The sequence below is a fragment of the Methylobacterium sp. W2 genome, assembly GCF_020662345.1.
Taxonomy (GTDB): Bacteria; Pseudomonadota; Alphaproteobacteria; order Rhizobiales; family Beijerinckiaceae; genus Methylobacterium.
In genome coordinates this window covers 43662-59312 of sequence record NZ_VMOA01000035.1, presented here as the reverse complement: position 1 = coordinate 59312, position 15651 = coordinate 43662, and the positions used below count along the sequence as shown (strand labels likewise).

19 protein-coding genes are annotated in these 15651 nt (G+C 67.4%); 17 read left to right on the top strand and 2 right to left on the bottom strand.

The features are described 5' to 3' along the window. Positions 1–110: 110 nt before the first annotated feature. The gene (locus FPV16_RS18435; protein WP_227439831.1) at positions 111–350 is read right to left on the bottom strand and encodes an Arm DNA-binding domain-containing protein; all 240 of its coding nucleotides are present in this window, start codon (positions 348–350) and stop codon (positions 111–113) included. Between the two features lie 729 nt (positions 351–1079). Between FPV16_RS18435 and FPV16_RS18430 the strand changes: the two genes are divergently transcribed. The 3 genes from FPV16_RS18430 (at position 1080) to FPV16_RS18420 (ending at position 3768) form a co-directional block, all read left to right on the top strand. Then, positions 1080–1472, top strand: coding sequence for a group III truncated hemoglobin (locus FPV16_RS18430; protein WP_227439834.1), 393 nt, complete (start codon positions 1080–1082; stop codon positions 1470–1472). A 191-nt stretch (positions 1473–1663) separates the two neighbouring features. Then, positions 1664–2296, top strand: a complete 633-nt coding sequence (locus FPV16_RS18425; RefSeq protein ID WP_227439830.1) for a methyltransferase domain-containing protein — start codon at positions 1664–1666, stop codon at positions 2294–2296. Positions 2297–2589: 293 nt separating this feature from the next. Further along, entirely contained in the window at positions 2590–3768 is a 1179-nt protein-coding gene (locus tag FPV16_RS18420) for a DUF3829 domain-containing protein (protein ID WP_227439829.1), read from the top strand. An 810-nt stretch (positions 3769–4578) separates the two neighbouring features. On the opposite strand, the gene FPV16_RS18415 is transcribed toward FPV16_RS18420, so the two are convergent. Continuing rightward, the gene (locus tag FPV16_RS18415; RefSeq protein WP_227439828.1) at positions 4579–4749 is read right to left on the bottom strand and encodes a hypothetical protein; all 171 of its coding nucleotides are present in this window, start codon (positions 4747–4749) and stop codon (positions 4579–4581) included. A 346-nt stretch (positions 4750–5095) separates the two neighbouring features. Here FPV16_RS18415 and FPV16_RS18410 point away from each other — a divergent pair, with 346 nt between their 5' ends. The 14 genes from FPV16_RS18410 (at position 5096) to FPV16_RS18345 (ending at position 15511) form a co-directional block, all read left to right on the top strand. Next, positions 5096–6556, top strand: coding sequence for a helix-turn-helix transcriptional regulator (locus FPV16_RS18410; RefSeq protein ID WP_227439827.1), 1461 nt, complete (start codon positions 5096–5098; stop codon positions 6554–6556). 92 nt (positions 6557–6648) lie between these two features. Next, entirely contained in the window at positions 6649–6810 is a 162-nt protein-coding gene (locus tag FPV16_RS18405) for a CsbD family protein (protein ID WP_227439826.1), read from the top strand. 57 nt (positions 6811–6867) lie between these two features. Continuing rightward, positions 6868–7371 (top strand): CsbD family protein, encoded by a 504-nt coding sequence (locus FPV16_RS18400; RefSeq protein WP_227439825.1) that lies wholly within the window; start codon positions 6868–6870, stop codon positions 7369–7371. Between the two features lie 111 nt (positions 7372–7482). After that, on the top strand, positions 7483–8403 hold the full coding sequence (locus FPV16_RS18395) for a PhnA-like protein (RefSeq protein ID WP_227439824.1): 921 nt from the start codon (positions 7483–7485) through the stop codon (positions 8401–8403). A gap of 96 nt (positions 8404–8499) precedes the next feature. After that, positions 8500–8703, top strand: a complete 204-nt coding sequence (locus FPV16_RS18390; protein WP_056171488.1) for a CsbD family protein — start codon at positions 8500–8502, stop codon at positions 8701–8703. A gap of 67 nt (positions 8704–8770) precedes the next feature. Continuing rightward, positions 8771–9208: a CsbD family protein gene (locus FPV16_RS18385; RefSeq protein ID WP_227439823.1), complete on the top strand. Its 438-nt coding sequence runs from the start codon at positions 8771–8773 to the stop codon at positions 9206–9208. Positions 9209–9383: 175 nt separating this feature from the next. Further along, positions 9384–9830 (top strand): BA14K family protein, encoded by a 447-nt coding sequence (locus tag FPV16_RS18380; protein WP_227439822.1) that lies wholly within the window; start codon positions 9384–9386, stop codon positions 9828–9830. A gap of 34 nt (positions 9831–9864) precedes the next feature. Continuing rightward, the gene (locus FPV16_RS18375) at positions 9865–11283 is read left to right on the top strand and encodes a TAXI family TRAP transporter solute-binding subunit (RefSeq protein ID WP_227439821.1); all 1419 of its coding nucleotides are present in this window, start codon (positions 9865–9867) and stop codon (positions 11281–11283) included. Positions 11284–11341: 58 nt separating this feature from the next. After that, positions 11342–11842 carry a YidB family protein gene (locus FPV16_RS18370; protein WP_227439820.1) on the top strand — a complete coding sequence of 167 codons (501 nt, stop codon included), beginning with the start codon at positions 11342–11344 and terminating at the stop codon, positions 11840–11842. A gap of 104 nt (positions 11843–11946) precedes the next feature. Next, on the top strand, positions 11947–13080 hold the full coding sequence (locus tag FPV16_RS18365) for a chromosome partitioning protein ParA (protein ID WP_227439819.1): 1134 nt from the start codon (positions 11947–11949) through the stop codon (positions 13078–13080). Positions 13081–13151: 71 nt separating this feature from the next. Continuing rightward, entirely contained in the window at positions 13152–13430 is a 279-nt protein-coding gene (locus FPV16_RS18360) for a hypothetical protein (protein WP_227439818.1), read from the top strand. 534 nt (positions 13431–13964) lie between these two features. After that, the gene (locus tag FPV16_RS18355) at positions 13965–14192 is read left to right on the top strand and encodes a hypothetical protein (RefSeq protein WP_227439817.1); all 228 of its coding nucleotides are present in this window, start codon (positions 13965–13967) and stop codon (positions 14190–14192) included. Positions 14193–14284: 92 nt separating this feature from the next. Continuing rightward, entirely contained in the window at positions 14285–14692 is a 408-nt protein-coding gene (locus FPV16_RS18350) for a hypothetical protein (protein ID WP_056093336.1), read from the top strand. Positions 14693–14890: 198 nt separating this feature from the next. Continuing rightward, entirely contained in the window at positions 14891–15511 is a 621-nt protein-coding gene (locus tag FPV16_RS18345) for a hypothetical protein (RefSeq protein WP_227439816.1), read from the top strand. Positions 15512–15651: the final 140 nt, after the last annotated feature.

The window sequence follows — 15651 nt, the reverse complement described above, 5'->3', positions numbered from 1 at the left end:
CATCCTACGAGGACATCGTCGACCGCGGCTGCAACGCCTGGAACAGGCTCACCGATCAACCCTGGAAGATCATGTCCATCGGACTGCGCGAATGGGCTCATCGGTTATGATCAGCGCCCGTTGGTATGACGTGCTGCTGCAGCTTTCTCACGTGCATCGGAAAGGGAGACCGCTGTTAGACCACCAAGTCCCATTTCCTTCAGCTTGCCCTGCCACCGAAATAAGAAGAGCCAGCGCTTGGCGCCACTTGCATCAACGATTAGGTAGAGACCATCACCGTCGGAGTGCCGCCCAGTCGCTCTGAGGGTCACAACGGTTCGTGCGCTCAGCTTCTTTACAGCTCGTGCCATTGCCCTTTCCTACCCCAACATAAACCCAACGATTGACATGGATCTTAACGGACGCTCACATGCCTCGATAGGCTCAAAATGCTTTAAGTTTCTGTTATGACAGAAGAATTTGGACTCACAGGGAACTGAGAGGACCTGGGTGTGACGGACACCCCTTCCGCCAGTGCCTCGCTAAGTAATTGCAAACGCAAGAAAGCTTGCCGATCAGAGATTTGGTTGTCAGCTGTGCTCCTCGTTGCTGCTATAGGCGGTATTCGTCAAATAGTCCTGGAAACCCGCTTCGCTCGTCGCTCAAACGGCGGTTCTGCAATCCGTGGATGGGTTCCAATGGAGCTGCGCGAGTTGGTGCCAGGGGGACGTAGCGGCCAGAAATGGATCTCGCTCGGTACGACGAATCGAACAGGAGCCCGGCGTCGTGCCATCGTGCAATCCGCCGCGGCCACCCCGTTGCGAAGGGCCTGCGCGGAGGGCTCGAACCCGCGAGCCAGAGCGTTGGGATCACCGCCGGCGCGGGCCAACTCGACCATCTGTCGGCGGAACGCGCTTGGGTATGGCGGGCCGCTCTTCCACATTTGGACAAACACCTCACGCGAAAGCGTTCTCAGGGTCCACCAAACCGGGGTAATCCCAGGCATCGCATCACCCGCGCCAGCGTCTTCCGGCTTCCGACACTCATTTCCGGATACAGGCTTGGCAGTCCCGCCTCGTGTCACCTTGGGTTGGTTCCAGATGCTCACCGACACCCTCACGGAAGCGAGCCTCCAAACCTTCCTGACCGCCTTCTATGCTAAGGTGCAGCGCGATCCCCTGATCGGGCCGGTTTTTGCCCGTGCCATCCCGGATGAGGATTGGCCGCGCCACCTCGCGGTGATCCAGGATTTCTGGTCCTCGGTGCTGTTGAGAGCCGGCCGCTACAAGGGCAATCCGTTCGACAAACATCAGGGGCTCGGTGCGTTGACCCCCGCCCACTTTGCCCGATGGCTGGCCCTGTTCGAGGAGACGGCCCGGCAGAGGTTTCCTGCCGAGGTGGCGGTGCTCCTGACCGAGCGTGCGAACCGGATCGGCGACAGCCTGCAAGCGGGCCTGTTCTTCAGACCGGCATCTCTGCAGCGAGACCCCTGAGATCAGGTGCGCTGCCCGCCTGTGGTGCGGCAACCCCTGACACCGGTTCCACCCATGGAAGAATCGCACCCCGTGGGAAGGATCGATCGCCCGGCAGCGCCGTTGCACCCCACCCTGATGTCCGCTGGCGGGATCGCGCCCTACGATCCGCCTTCGGCCGGCGTCTGGGCGGCAGGCAGCGCGAGACTCCCATGAAACGGTTTCCAGGTTTCCCGCCCGAGGCCTTCGCCAAAGGCGATCCGAGCCCTGATCCGCTGTTCTACCGGCAACCGCGCTTCGTCACGCATATCGATGACGCGGCCATCGCGGCGGTCACGAACCTTTACCGGGACGTCGTTCCGGTCGGAGGAACGATTCTGGATCTGATGTCGAGTTGGGTCAGCCACCTGCCGGAGGACATGACCTTCGCGCGGGTCATCGGCCATGGCTTGAACGCCGCGGAACTCGCGGCGAACCCCCGCCTGACCCAGCACTTCGTTCAGGATCTGAACGCCGAGCCCCACCTTCCCCTGGACGGGGCGAGCGTCGACACGGTGTTGATCTGCGTCTCAATCCAGTATCTGCAGAGGCCCATCGCTGTGCTGTCCGACGTCGTGCGCGTGTTGCGCCCGGGAGCACCGGTGGTCATCAGCTTCTCGAACCGATGCTTCCCCACCAAGGCCGTGGCGATCTGGAACGCCCTGGATGGGGCGGCGCGCGCGCGACTGGTCGAACGCTTTCTGCAGGACGCCGGCTTCGTCCGGACCGAGGTGCGCGCGTTGATCCCGGAGCATGGCTTCAGCGATCCGCTGACGGCGGCGATCGGCTGGACCTCGGCAGCGTGACAGTAGCCCTGTGCCGTCGTGGTGGCGCGAGGCGGTCGACACACGCATGGCATGGGGATGGTTCCAACGGCGCGGGCCAACCGGATTCAGCGGCCGGCAAGCGGCGGGACCTTGCGAGGGTCCCGCTTGGCGCTTCAACGAAACTTGGCGCTTCAACGAAAGGGACGGGAATGCGAGGACCGGCATGGATACTGGGAGAACGGGCACTCGGGTGCGGATCGTTTCGTGATGTCCTCCCCGTGGTGGCCATCCTGGTCGGGTGCGCGACCACGCCTGCTCGCGCAGTCACGCCGGTGACACCTGTGGGCGTGGAGAGCTGCGACGCCTTCCTCGCCGCCTATGCCCAGTGCGCCGCCAGCCCCGGCGTGCCGGAGGCCGCTCGCCCCGGCATCCGCCAGGGCATCGGCACGATGCGCGAGAGCTTCCGGGACACCGTCGCGCGCAACGAAGCGGCGCGCGCGACCGTGGCCTATCAGTGCGCCCAGGCCCATGAGGCCGTGCGCAAGAGCCTGTTTGACGCGTTCAAGTGCGATTTTCCCGCTGCACCCGCGGCCTCCCAGGCCCTGTTGCAGAGCCCGCCACCGCCGCCCGGCTCGGCGCGGGCGACCGTCCGCCCGGCGCCGGCGCAAACGCCCGAGGCTCAGGCTCTGGCGAAGGCCAATGCTTACACGGAGGCACAGAACCACCTCGTCCGGTCCCATCCGCTGACGCAGCAACTGGCCGATTACCGGCGCGACAACGAACGGGTGCTCAAGCTCGGCACGAAGCTCGGCGCCAATGCCTGGTACCATTTCGGCATCACAGATTTCGACGGGGTCATCGTGGAGTTGGAGAAGGCCGTCGCGTTGCCGGGCGTCGTGCCCGAGGTCGATGCGCAGGCCGCCCGGCTGTTGGCAGCCCTGCGCGAGGTCAATCCCACCCTGAAGGAGCTCACGCGCTATCAGGTCACGCGGGAGTTCAAGGAGGATGGCTTCAAGTTCGCCCGCGAGCAGCACGCGATCCTGGTTCCCCGGGTCGAAGTGGCCGCCAGGGCGATGGACGCGTTCGGCACGGCCCTGTTCGAGCGCGAGATCGCCCGGGACGAGCGACGCGTGGAGGTCATGCCGGACGATGCGCCGGCACGGCGCCTCCTCTCCACCAGCCTCACGCTGCGCCGCGCGGTCCGGCAGTTCGAGGCACTCGGTCCCAAAGCGGATGTCGCCCCCTTCCTGGCCGCCCTCGGCGACGTTTCCAACGCCAATCGCCAGCTTGGTACGACCTTCGATGGCATGAGCCCGAAGGCGAACTCATCCTGCACCGGCTATACGGAGACGGTCGCGAGCCTGATCGGGCACGGCCGGGATGTCGCCCGGGACATTCGCGCGAAGGGTGATCCGAGCCAGCCGGCGCAACGTTTCAATGAGGTCTACAATCGTTCGGTCCGCGACTTGGAATCCTGTCAAAAGAACGAGGGCCGAGTGCGTCCGAGCTGAGATTCTTCGCCGGAAATCGCGACGTACTCATCCGGCCTGACGCTCTTTCCGCCCGATTATACGACACTTCACTGACCCTGACTCATAGGTCAGGGTCAGTGTTGCCACATTACCCTGACCTGCTCGCCGTCCAACGGCCGCTGCAGGAGATCGGACCGGCAAGGTCCCAGCGTCCCGAACCGCCGGATGACCTGAGTCGCCCCTCGACGGCGATGCTAGCCAGTCCGCTCCTGATGGAGCCGACGAGGCGCCCGTTCCGGATTCGATGGCTTCCTGGATGGCCTGCGTCTCGTAGGCCTGCACGACCATGCTCAGGCGCGTATCCCCGGGTCCGTGGGCGCCCCTGGCCGATGATCGGGGCCGGTGCCTGGCTCCACCGGCTCGTCGACAGGCGCGTCCTCGTAGGGCGCGGATGGCTCGTCCGGCCCGAGTGGGCGTTCGCCCGGGAACGGACGCGGCGGCGGCTCCGACGGGATGTCACCACCGGGGATGGGATCGGGCATGCCGGGATTGGCCATCGTGGGATCCTCCAGGGTTGCGGGTGATGGATGGCCTACGGGCCGAACGTGCGCCCGGAGCGGCACGACGCCCGGCCCTGCGGCCATGCCGGACCTGATCGGGGGGACTCTTGGGGCCCGGCAGAACTTCGGGATTCACTCGCCGTTCGCCTGGATGCGTTCTGCGATGACTGTGAGATATGACTGTCCCAAGCTGGCTCAATGATGCGGATGCATCATTTTGGCAGGCCCTGACTTGGTAAAATACAGTATGCGTCGCGTCAGTCCGGACCCGTGCATAGTCGATCGCCGGCTATGGCGACGTCAGGGAGGGGAGCTGCGTGGGGCATCCGGCCGGGCTCTCGCAATTCCCGCCGTAGCCGAGCGCGACGGCCTTCCAGAACGCCGGCCGCTCGGCTGGCGCGCGGTCCCGCAGAGAGCTGTCCAGGGCGGCATGGACCTGCGCGGCAAGGGGCACGGGCAAGGGGCACGCGGCTCCGTATTCGGATCGACCGCGTCCGTTCTTGGAATGAGCACGTCCAGCCGCCGTCCGATCAGGTCCGAGACATGACGGGGCAATCCCTCGCTGCGCGAAGGTCTTTCAGAGATGATGCTTAAGTACATACGGAGGAATTTGTCCTTCTCCCGGATAATGACCGGGTGTGTCCGCCCCCTCTACGGTGGACTTTGCGTCTCAGTTTGTGGCTGATCGGTCACGTTCACGTCAATGATCCAGATATACCAGAAGATTGCTGACTTGCCGCGGAACCGTCCCCCGCCATCCCCTGTTACGGCTCGGCTTGATCCAAGCAGTGGGAGGGTGGTCGAAGGTGACGGTAGGCGTCGACAGGCATGAGCTTCGGCAGATCATCGCCGGCCTCAGCGAGGGCGTGATCCGGGTCGAGCCCGACCAGACCATCGCCTACGCCAACGACGCCGCGCTCGCGATGCACGGCGCGGAGACCGTCGGCGAGCTCGGCGAGACCGTCGAGGCCTACCGCGCGCGTTTCGCCCTGCGCTACCGCAACAACCACACCCCGAACCATTACCCGATGGAGCGCGTCGTCTCGGGCGAGCGCTTCCACGACGTCATCGTCGACGTGAAGCGAACCGACCGGCCGGACGTCGACTTCGTCCACTCCCTGCGCAGCCTGGTCGCCACCGACCGCGAGGGCAATCCGAGCTGTCTCGCCCTCATCCTCAAGGACGTGTCCGACCAGTTCGAGGCCGAGGAGCGCTTCGAGGCCACCTTCAACGCGAACCCGGCCCCGGCGGTGATCTGCCGGCTCTCGGACCTGCGCCACGTCAAGGTCAACCTCGGCTTCCTGGAGATGACCGGTTACACCCGCGACGCCGTCATCGGCCGCAGCGTCTACGAGGTCGACGTGCTGGCCGGCGCCCGCAGTCGGGACTTGGCGATCTCGCGCCTCAACAGCGGCGGCACCATCCCGCAGATGGAAGCCTGCCTCAACCTGCCTGACGGGGGCAGCCGCTACGTCATCGTCGCCGGCCAGCCCATCGACCTGGGCGACGAGCCCTGCATGCTGTTCAGCTTCGCCGACCTGGACCTGCGCCGGAAGGCGGAGACCGCGCTACGCCAGAGCGAGGAGCGCTTCGCTAAGGCGTTCAACATGACCCCGGTGCCGACCCTCCTGGCACGCGCCGACGGCTTTGCCGTGACCGGCGTCAACGAGGCCTTCACCCGGGTGTTCGGCTACGGCGCCGACAAGGCGTCCGGGCGTTCGCCGGCGGATCTCGGACTCTGGGTTCACGAGGCAGCCCGGATCAAGTTCGAGTCGGCGGTGGCACGCACCGGTTACGTGCTCGGGCTGGAGGTCTGCCTCAAGCACGAGGACGGCACCAACCTCGATTGCCTGGTCTCGGCGGAGCGGGTGGAGATCGGCTCCGAGACCTTCGCCCTGATGGTGCTGCAGGACATCACCGAGCGGAAGCGCACGGAGCGCGAACTGTTCGAGGCCGTCGAGGCGGTGATGGCCGACACCTCCTGGTTCAGCCGCGGGCTCATCGACAAGCTCGCCAACCTGCGCAGGCCGGGTGCCGACCACAAGGACGGCATCGTCCCCAACGTCTCGGTCCGCGAGCGCCAGATCCTCGACCTGATCTGCCAGGGGCTGGGGGACGACGCCATCGCCACGCGGCTCAACCTATCGAGGAACACGGTGCGCAACCATTCGGCGTCGCTCTACCGGAAGCTCGACGTCCACAAGCGCTCCGAGGCCATCGTCTGGGGCCGGGACAACGGATTTCCATTGAGCCAGCCAAGCAAATAAAATCCTTCAACTGGTATGTCTGCATCATTGCTCGCCGGGAACGACGGGCCACTTGATGGGGTGAGTCATTTGCCCAGGCTTTGGAGCACCCCGTGAGCACGCAGAAGACGACCGACAAATCCGACAAGATCAAAGGCTCGATCAAGGAAGCCCTCGGGAAGTTGGTCGGCGACCCCAAAGTCGAGGCCGAGGGCAAGTCTCAGCAAGAACGACCGAAGTCCGACGTGAAACCGAAGACCACCTCCAAGCCGTAGATTCGGTCAGGCGGCGCAGCCACGAACACCATCACCGACGAACACAGGAACGACATCATGGTTGATACGGATCGCTTCACCGGCGCCGCCAAGGAACTCGGCGGCAAAGTGCAGGGCGCGGTGGGCGACCTCACCGGCTCGAAGCGGGACTCGGTCGAGGGCCGCGCCCGCGAGGCGCAGGGTGCCGCCGAGAACCTCTACGGCCAGGCCAAGGACACCGTGCGCGACGCCGCCGAGCATGTCGCCGACACCGCCCGCGACATCGGCGGCAAGGTTCGCGACACCGTCGGCAACCTGATCGGGTCCGACGACGTCGAGGACCGTGCGCGCCGCGCCCAGGGCGCCGCCAGCGACACCTACGAGCGCGGCGAGCGCCACGTGCGCAGCGCCGGCCGCGATGCCTACGACCGGGCCGAGGACGCCTACGAGAATGGTGGCCGCGCCCTGCGCGAGGGCGGCCGCGAGGCCACCAGCCAGATCGCCGAGCACCCCATCGCCGCGCTGCTCGTGGCCGGCCTCCTCGGCTACGGCCTCGGCCTGCTCATCCACGGCCGCGACTGACCCGCAGGTCCACGATCTTGGTCCGACCGCGCCGGGACTGCGCGGTCGGGCCCTGATGTTCCACCCCACCGACCATCCGCTCGAACGACCGACCACCCGGAGTATCTCTACGTGTCCACTTCCCCCATTCTCGCGACCCCGACCGCCGCGGCCTCGGCCGACACCCGCACCGTCCTGCTGAACCAGGTGTCGTGGGGCGCCATCTTCGCCGGCGCCGTCACCGCGCTGGTGACCCAGGTCATCCTCAACATGGTCGGCGTCGGCGTCGGCCTGTCCAGCGTCGGCCCCGTCGCTGCAGACAACCCGGCCGCCTCGACGCTCTCTCTCAGCGCCGGCATCTGGTTCGTGGGCTCGGGCATCGTCGCCGCGCTCGCCGGCGGGTTCATCGCCGGGCGCCTCTCGGGCAAGCCCATCACCGGCGGGGCTGGCCTGCATGGCCTCGTGTCCTGGGCGGTGACCACCCTCGTGGTGCTGTACCTGCTGACCTCGGCGGCCGGTGGCCTGATCGGCGGCGCCTTCTCCGGCGTGACCAGCACGCTCGGCGGCGCCGGCTCGCTTGTCGGCGGCACCGTGCAGACGGCGGCCCAGGCCGCGGCTCCCTCGCTGTCCAAGATCTCGAACCCCTTCGACGGCATCGAGCAGTCGGTCCGCAACCAGGCCGCCGGCCAGGACCCGCAGGCCGCCAAGGACGCCGCCGTCGCCGCCATCCGCGCCCTGTTCACGGGTGACCCGGCCCAGAAGGCGCAGGCCGAGAACCGCGCCGCCGACGCCCTCGCCAAGGCCCAGGGCATCCCGGTCGATCAGGCCAAGACGCAGATCCAGGACTACAAGAAGCAGTACGACGAGACCGTCGCCACCGCCAAGGTGAAGGCCGAGCAGGCGGCCGTCGTCGCCAAGTCCGCCGCCACCCAGGGTGCGTTCTACGGCGCGCTCGCGCTGATCCTCGGCGCGCTCGCCGGCTTCTTCGGCGGTCGCCTCGGCGCCCCGAAGCCCGCCACCCTGGTCGCCGGTTACGACGCCCGCCGCGTCTGAGGCGATCCCCGGCCGGTTCCTCGCGACCGGCCGGTCCTTTCTCCCGGAAAACCCGCCTCCCTGAAAACCCGCCCCTGGAACCGAAGGACTCATCCCATGAGCAGCACCACCGACAAGCTGAAGGGCCTCGCCAACGAGGCGGCCGGCAACGTCAAGCAGGCCGCCGGCAAGGTCACGGGCAACGACAAGCTCGTCGTCGAAGGCAAGGCCCAGGAACTCAAGGGCGAGGCTCAGCGCACCGTCGGCGAGGCCAAGGACGGCGTCGCCTCCGTGGTCGATAAGGTCACCGGCAAGCACTGATCCCATACGGGCGGCGGGTGACCCGACCGGGTCCCGTCGCCCCATCCTTCGAACCCAGGAGTATCCCATGAACGGTGACCAGTTCCGCGGCGCGTCCCGCCACCTCAAGGGCCGCGCGCAGACCGCTGTCGGCGGCATCACCGGTGATCCGGCCCGTCAGGTGCGCGGCGCCGTGAACCAGGTCGCAGGTGGCGCTCAATACGCCTACGGCCGCGCTCGCGACCGGGCCGAGGATCTCTTCGACGATGGACGCGACATCGCCCACGAGGTCCGGGATCGTGCCGGCAACCTGATCGAGGACGGACGTCACCTCGTCGACGAGGCACGCGACCGCGCGGGGAACCTCATCTCGGACGGCCGCGACCTCGCCCGTCACGCGGCTAAGCGCGGCACGACCTATGGCCGTCAGGCCGTGCGCTACGCCGACCACCACCGCCCCTCAACGCTGCTCGGCCTCGCCGCCGTCGCCTTCACGGTGGGCTGGCTGTCCCGTCGCACGCACTGAACCCGCAATCCTGGCGACGACCTCATGATCCGCAAGCTCCTCACCGCCTTCCTGCTTCCGAAGGTCATCGCCTACGTCAGCCGCCGGCTCAAGGGTCGCTCCGGCACTCCCCCGAACCGCCGGGGCTACTGACCTTCCTGCTTCCCTCGAAACCGATTCAGGAAACGGATCCACAATGAAGCTGACCCTCGCCCTCGCCGCCACCGTCGCAGCCACCCTTGTCGGCCTGCCGGCCCATGCCGCCCCGGCCTCCGCGGCGCCCATCGAGGCGCTCGTGCGCGGTGACCTGCCGACCGATTACGTCCAGTACCGCCGCTTCGGTCATCGGCATGGATGGCGTGGCGGACGCGGTTATGGCCGGGGCTACGGCTACCGTCGTGGCTACGGCTATCGCCGCGGGCCCGGCGTCGGCGCTGCGGTGGGCGCCGGCGTGGCCGGCCTGGCGGCGGGTGCCATCATCGGCGGCGCCATCGCCAACTCGCAGGCGCAGGCCGCCCCGGTCGTGGTGCAGGGTGGTCCGGGCCCCGAGGCCGTCGCCGCATGCGCTCGCCGTTTCCGGTCCTACGACGCGTCGAGCGGGACGTATCTCGGCAACGACGGCGACCGCCACCCTTGCCCGTAGCCGGATCGCCCTGCCGAGCCGAGGCCCAGACCCTGTGACCGTTCCGGGCCTCGTCCTGCGCCGCGAGTTCGTGTTCCTCGCCCTCGCGGTGCTGCTTGGGCTCGGGGCGGCGGCGGCCTACTGGGTGTCCCGCGCCACGGTGCTGACCATCGCCGTGGCGCCGAGCGACGGGACCGAGCCGGCCGTCATCCAGGCCTATGCCGACGCGTTGGCGAGGCGGCACAAGGAGATCCGCCTCAAGATCCTGCCGTTCGACGACGTGCGCGACAGCGCGGCGGCGCTGCAGGACGGCCGGGCCGACCTCGCGGTCGTGCGTCCGGACGTCGACCTGCCCGACAACGGTCTGACGCTCGCGATCCTGCGCGACCAGGCGATGATCATCGCGTCCCCCGAGGCCTCCGGCCTGACCAGCTTTCCGGATCTCGACCGCAAGCGCCTGGCCATCCTCGCCCACCGCGACGCCGACCAGGCCCTGATCAAGGCGATGGTCGAGCATTACGGCCTGACGCTCCTCGACACGGATCCCGAGGGGCCGCTGCCACCCCGTCACGTCGCCCTGGTCGAGATGCCGGAGGCCGACCTGGCGGTCGCGTTCGCGAAGAAGCGCATCGACGCCGTCATCTCGGTGATCTCGCCGACCGCCCCGGCGGCCCAACGCATCATCGGCATCGTGCAGGGTGCGAGCAAGACGCGAAAGGTGGCCTTCGTGACGGTCGCGAACGCCGACGCCATCGTCGCCCGGCTGCCACGCCTCCAGGCCGTGAGCATGCCGGCCGAGACCTTCGGCGGCAGCCCTAAGGTGCCGGCCGAGGACGTGGCCACCGTCGGCGCCTCCTACCGGCTGATGGCGCGGGCGAACCTGTCCCGCCCGGTGGCGGCCGACGTGACCCAGCACCTGTTCGAGTTGCGCAGCGGCATGGCGAACGTGGCCCCGGCCGCGGACTACCTGCAGGCGCCGAGCTACGACAGCACCGCGGCCGCCACCAGCGCGCGGCTCCCGATCCATCCCGGTGCCGTCGACTACTTCGAACGTGAGCAGCAGGGCTTCGTCGAGCGCTACGAAACCTGGATCTACCTCGTCGCGTTCCTCGGCGGCGGTATCGGCTCGGCGGTGGCGTGGGTGGGACAGCGCCTGTCCCGCATCCGGCGCGAACGCATCGAGGAGGCCACCGACCGGCTGCTGGAGATCCGTCGCGAGGCGCAGGACGGTGCGGATGCCCGGCGCCTCGAAGCGCTCGCCCGCGAGATCGACGATCTTGCCGGCGATATCGCCAAGCATGCGCTGGAGCGGCCGACCGAGGCCAGGACCATGTCGGCGGCGGCCATCGCCATCGACGCGGCCCGCTCCACGGTCAAGCGAACCATCGTCGCCGGGCAACCATCGGGCGACGAGCCCGAGCTTGCCGGGCGCATGACATCGACGGGAGCCACCGCGTCCGACGCGGCGGGCTGACCGCGAGACCCCGGATGACCCCATCCGGCACCACGTTCAACATTGGAAAGGAAACACGATGAGCAAGGGCTACCCCTCGATGACCGCGCTGCTCGGCCTGCTGGCCGTGGCCGGCTACCAGAACCGCGACAAGCTCGCCGAACTCCTGAAGGGGCATGACGCCCCCTCGAACCCGGCCCTCGGCACGAACCACGGCACCGTCCCGCCGGTCCCGAGCTCCGCATCGAGCACAGGTTCCACGGGCGGCATCGGCAGCCTCGGCGGCCTGCTCGGCGGTCTCGGCACCGCCGGTGTCGGCGGCCTGATCGCCAGCGGCCTGAGCGAGCTCGTCGACCACTTCACCAAGGGCGGGCACGGTGAGACGGCCAACTCCTGGGTCAACCAGGGAGCCAACCGCGACATCCCCGAGGCGGACCTGGAGAAGGCCATCGGCTCGGACACCCTGGACCACCTCACCCAGCAGACCGGCCTGAGCCGCGGCGCGCTTCTGTCCCGCCTCTCGCGTGAGTTGCCCTCGGCCATCGACCGCTACGCCACCGACGGCCGCGCGCCGGTCTGATCCTGCGACATGGCCGGTGCCCCAGGGCATCGGCCACACACGACGCCGGGCGACGCCGCGCCGGGGTTCGATCCACCGCCTTTCCCTGACCTTGCGAGACCCCCATGGCCATCGACTATCGCTCCGAACTCCGCCGCCCCCTGCCCTTCAGCCTCGCGGTCGTCGCGGTTGTGCTGCTCGTCTGGCTCATCGTCGCCTCCATCGCCGGCGCCCGTCAGCGCAGCGCCCGTGATCACCGCATCGAGGACCTGCAGACCCAGCAAACGGCGCTCCGCACCGACCTGGACCGCCAGATCGCGACCGCCGGCACCCTGACCGCGCTCCAGGCCAAGATCGCCACCGCCCAGCAGCAGGACCAGCAGGCAAGCCAAGCCGCCGAGGCGGCGAAGTCTCGGGCCGCGACACTGACGAAGGAGCAGCAGACGGCCGAGGCCAAGGCGACCGACGCCAAGAAGGCGGCCGAGGCCGAGACCCTGAAGCTGTCCGACCTCCAGTCCCAGGTCACGCAGGCCGAGGGGAAGCTCGCGCCCTTGCGCGAGGCCATCACGACCGCTGAGAAGGCCGCCGTCGACCGGACCCAGGATCTCGCCGAGGTCGGACGCCGCCTTGAAGACGCCCGGGTGCAGGAGGCCAAGCTCCGCGCCGATCTTGCGACCATGACGCAGGAGGCGACCGCCAAGACCGCCGATCTCGCCAAGGCCGAAGAGCGCCAGCAGAACGCCCGCGAGGCCGCCGCCGCAGCCCAGAAGGACCTGGCCGACGCACGGACCGCAACCGAGCAGGCCGCCAAGCAGCGCACGGAGACGGACCAAGCGGTCGCGGCCCTGACCGCCAGCAAGGACAAGCTCACCTCCGAGACCGGCCTCGCCAACCGCGACGCTCAGCAAGCCCGCGACGCCCTGGCGAACGTGCGCAAGGAGCTCGCCGAGACCCAGGCGCAACGTGACCGCGTCGTGTCCGAGCGCGGCCAGGCCGAGCAGGCGCTGCAGACGCTCTCCGCCGACCGCGATGCCGGCACGGCCGCCCTCGATGCCCTGCGCAAGCGCCAGACCGATGCGCAAGGCGAGTTGGCCACCCTCACCGAGACGCTGGCCACCCGCAACAAGGAGGCTGCGGCCATCGACGAGCAACTGGCCTCAGCCCGGCAGGACCTGAGCACGGCCCAGGCGAAGCTCGCCGAAATCCGTCAGCAACTCGCCAACCCGCCCGCCGCCGCGCCGAACCAGCCGGCTCGCTGAGACAAGGCAACCCATGCGGGCAACCGCTCGCATGGGTCGTCTATCCCGGCCCCACCGCACGAAAAGACCGCATGATGAACATCCGTATCTTCGCCCTGACGGCAGTCGCACTCGCAGGCTCCCTGGTCTGTTCCCAGCCCTCCACGGCGCAGGACGGCCCCGAGATGGAGGCGATGCGAGCGAATTGCGGGGGCGATTACCTTCGCTTTTGCGCTGGCATGAAGCCGGGCGGGCCGGAGGTGAAAGCCTGCTTCAAACGCAATCGCCAGAATCTGTCGCAGGGATGCTCGCAGGCCATCGCCGTCTACGAACGGTCCCGTGCCGGATCGTCCGGTGAGGCCGACGACTGACCTTACGGAACGATGCCGGTGGGCGCCTGGGCTTGCCGGCCCGGGGGGCAGTCCGGCCCGGGCATGATGGCCAGGCACCGGCTCTGACGGATCGAAGCCCCGATGACCGGGGGCCCCGGACGATGGTCACGGCGGCATGGGAAACGCGAACGCTATGCTGACCCGGACCTGATCTATCCCGGCCAGGTCTTTGTGCTGCCGGCCGAGGACACCGTCGATGCGGTTCAGGACGGAAAACGCGGTTGAGGAGAATCAGACCATGACCAAATTCACGAAGACCGTGACCTATGTCCTCGCCGCCGCGGCCATCTTCATGCTCGTCATCGTCGTCCTTCAATCGACGAGCATGCTGGCGAGTTCATGAGGACGCCGAGGGCCCGGAAGCTCCTGCCACGCGCCGGCCTCGGCCGGTAGCAGGCAGGGAAAGCTCCGGTTCGAACGTGATGATCTTTGGTCCTTACGCTGATGGGATTGTGCAGGAACGGTATCGTCTCAAGGATGTTACCGGTCCCTCAGCTTAAGCCGGAGGCGCCCATGCGTATCATGCCGTCTATCCTGATTATTTTTGCAGGGCAGAAGCGTTCGGGTCTTTCCAGCGCAAGAAAGACCAACCGCAATTGCATCCATGCCGCTCGCCATGATGATCAGATGAGGATCTATCCAACTGGACAGAGCTACACCTGGGGAGGGCCGACAACGGCGTCGAACGGGTTCGCGCCGGCTATAGGCTACGACGCTTACCTCGGTGGCAACGGCTACTGACCCTGTGACGTGTTGTACCATGTCCGAAGCCGGAACGGTCGACCAAGCGAGGTTGTTTCTTACCCACATCTCGAACAATGAGGAGCTATCGAATGCGCAAGCTCGCACTTGCATCGACGGCGCTGCTCGGCCTCGGCCTGCTCGCATCGGCACCCGCCGAGGCTCGCGGCTGGGGCGGTGGCTACGGCCACGGCGGCTATGGCTACGGCGGCGGTTACCGCGGCGTCGGCTTCCGCGGTGGTTACGGTGGGTATCGCGGTTACGGCGGCGGCTACGGTCGCGGCTATGGCTATCGTCGCGGCATCGGACCGGGCGCTGCCATCGGCCTCGGCATCGCCGGCCTCGCGGCGGGGGCCATCGTGGCGAATAGCTATGGCGGATACGGTGGTTACGGATATGGGCGTCCGGTCGGGTACTACGGCGGCTATGGCTACGCACCCGCCTACGGCTACGCGCCGGCTTATGGCTACGGATATCCGGCCTACGGCTACGGGTACTGATCCAAGTCCGTCGCTGGCTCGCCATTCGACGTGACGGGTCGTGATTAGAGATGCAGTGCGCCTGGAGCAATCCAAGTGCGCTGCATTATCCGTTGCTGATTGCTCATATCTATATAGATTACAATCAATTTGAAACTCTCATTATTTGAACATTTTAAGATCATCCGAGTTGTTTGCCTGGTTGATCAAAGGATGCAAATGTCACGTTTCAAGATGCTCTGCGGCGCTGCCGCCATGTCCACTCTTGGGTTCATGAACGCCGCTGCCGTCGCTCAGGAAGGCGGTCCCTGTTCCGATGACATCGCCAAGCTCAAGCGCGAACTCGGAACCCAGGTCGGCATGGGGGCACCCGTCTCGCAGCCCGATACCGGCCAGCGCCGGGGACCGAATGATGGAACCGCTGACCAGACGGCGAGCACGACTGTGTCCGCGGCCAAGCCAGTCGGTAACGCGGAAACGGATCGTGCCCAGGACGGCGGGGCATCCCGCGCGACGGGAGGATCGCCGGGCACGGTGGGCGGCGTCTCGGGGCCCGTCGCAGCCACGGCCGGAACGGGTCAGGCGGACTCGGTCGCGAGCGGAAGAATCGCCACCTCGCCGGCAGATGTCCGGGCGCAGTCCGAGAACAAGCCGACCGCCGCCGTCGAGGCGTCGAAGGGCGGTGAACCGTCCGCCTCGCCGAACCTGTCCGCCGAGGACAAGGTCTCGCAAGCCAAGACCGCCCTGCAGCGCGCCACAGACCTCAACGCCAAGGGTGACCAGTCTTGCCGCGACGCCGTCCAGCAGGCTCGTTCGTTGATGCCGCAGCAGGGGCGCTAAAACGCATCGCTTTGGAATCGAACGGATCGCGAGGCTTGTCTAAGAACAGGCTTGTCCAAGAACAGGACTTGCCTTGCGATGTCATGATCGGAACGTCCCGGCCGCCCATCGCAACGGCCGCATCGTCCCGACATCGAAAA

What these genes read in the sequence shown, in the direction of transcription:
- FPV16_RS18435 (WP_227439831.1), bottom strand. Translation starts at nt 350, where the DNA reads ATGGCACGAGCTGTAAAGAAGCTGAGCGCACGAACCGTTGTGACCCTC.
- FPV16_RS18430 (WP_227439834.1), top strand. Translation starts at nt 1,080, where the DNA reads ATGCTCACCGACACCCTCACGGAAGCGAGCCTCCAAACCTTCCTGACC.
- FPV16_RS18425 (WP_227439830.1), top strand. Translation starts at nt 1,664, where the DNA reads ATGAAACGGTTTCCAGGTTTCCCGCCCGAGGCCTTCGCCAAAGGCGAT.
- FPV16_RS18400 (WP_227439825.1), top strand. Translation starts at nt 6,868, where the DNA reads ATGGTTGATACGGATCGCTTCACCGGCGCCGCCAAGGAACTCGGCGGC.
- FPV16_RS18390 (WP_056171488.1), top strand. Translation starts at nt 8,500, where the DNA reads ATGAGCAGCACCACCGACAAGCTGAAGGGCCTCGCCAACGAGGCGGCC.
- FPV16_RS18385 (WP_227439823.1), top strand. Translation starts at nt 8,771, where the DNA reads ATGAACGGTGACCAGTTCCGCGGCGCGTCCCGCCACCTCAAGGGCCGC.
- FPV16_RS18380 (WP_227439822.1), top strand. Translation starts at nt 9,384, where the DNA reads ATGAAGCTGACCCTCGCCCTCGCCGCCACCGTCGCAGCCACCCTTGTC.
- FPV16_RS18370 (WP_227439820.1), top strand. Translation starts at nt 11,342, where the DNA reads ATGAGCAAGGGCTACCCCTCGATGACCGCGCTGCTCGGCCTGCTGGCC.
- FPV16_RS18365 (WP_227439819.1), top strand. Translation starts at nt 11,947, where the DNA reads ATGGCCATCGACTATCGCTCCGAACTCCGCCGCCCCCTGCCCTTCAGC.
- FPV16_RS18360 (WP_227439818.1), top strand. Translation starts at nt 13,152, where the DNA reads ATGATGAACATCCGTATCTTCGCCCTGACGGCAGTCGCACTCGCAGGC.
- FPV16_RS18355 (WP_227439817.1), top strand. Translation starts at nt 13,965, where the DNA reads ATGCGTATCATGCCGTCTATCCTGATTATTTTTGCAGGGCAGAAGCGT.
- FPV16_RS18350 (WP_056093336.1), top strand. Translation starts at nt 14,285, where the DNA reads ATGCGCAAGCTCGCACTTGCATCGACGGCGCTGCTCGGCCTCGGCCTG.
- FPV16_RS18345 (WP_227439816.1), top strand. Translation starts at nt 14,891, where the DNA reads ATGTCACGTTTCAAGATGCTCTGCGGCGCTGCCGCCATGTCCACTCTT.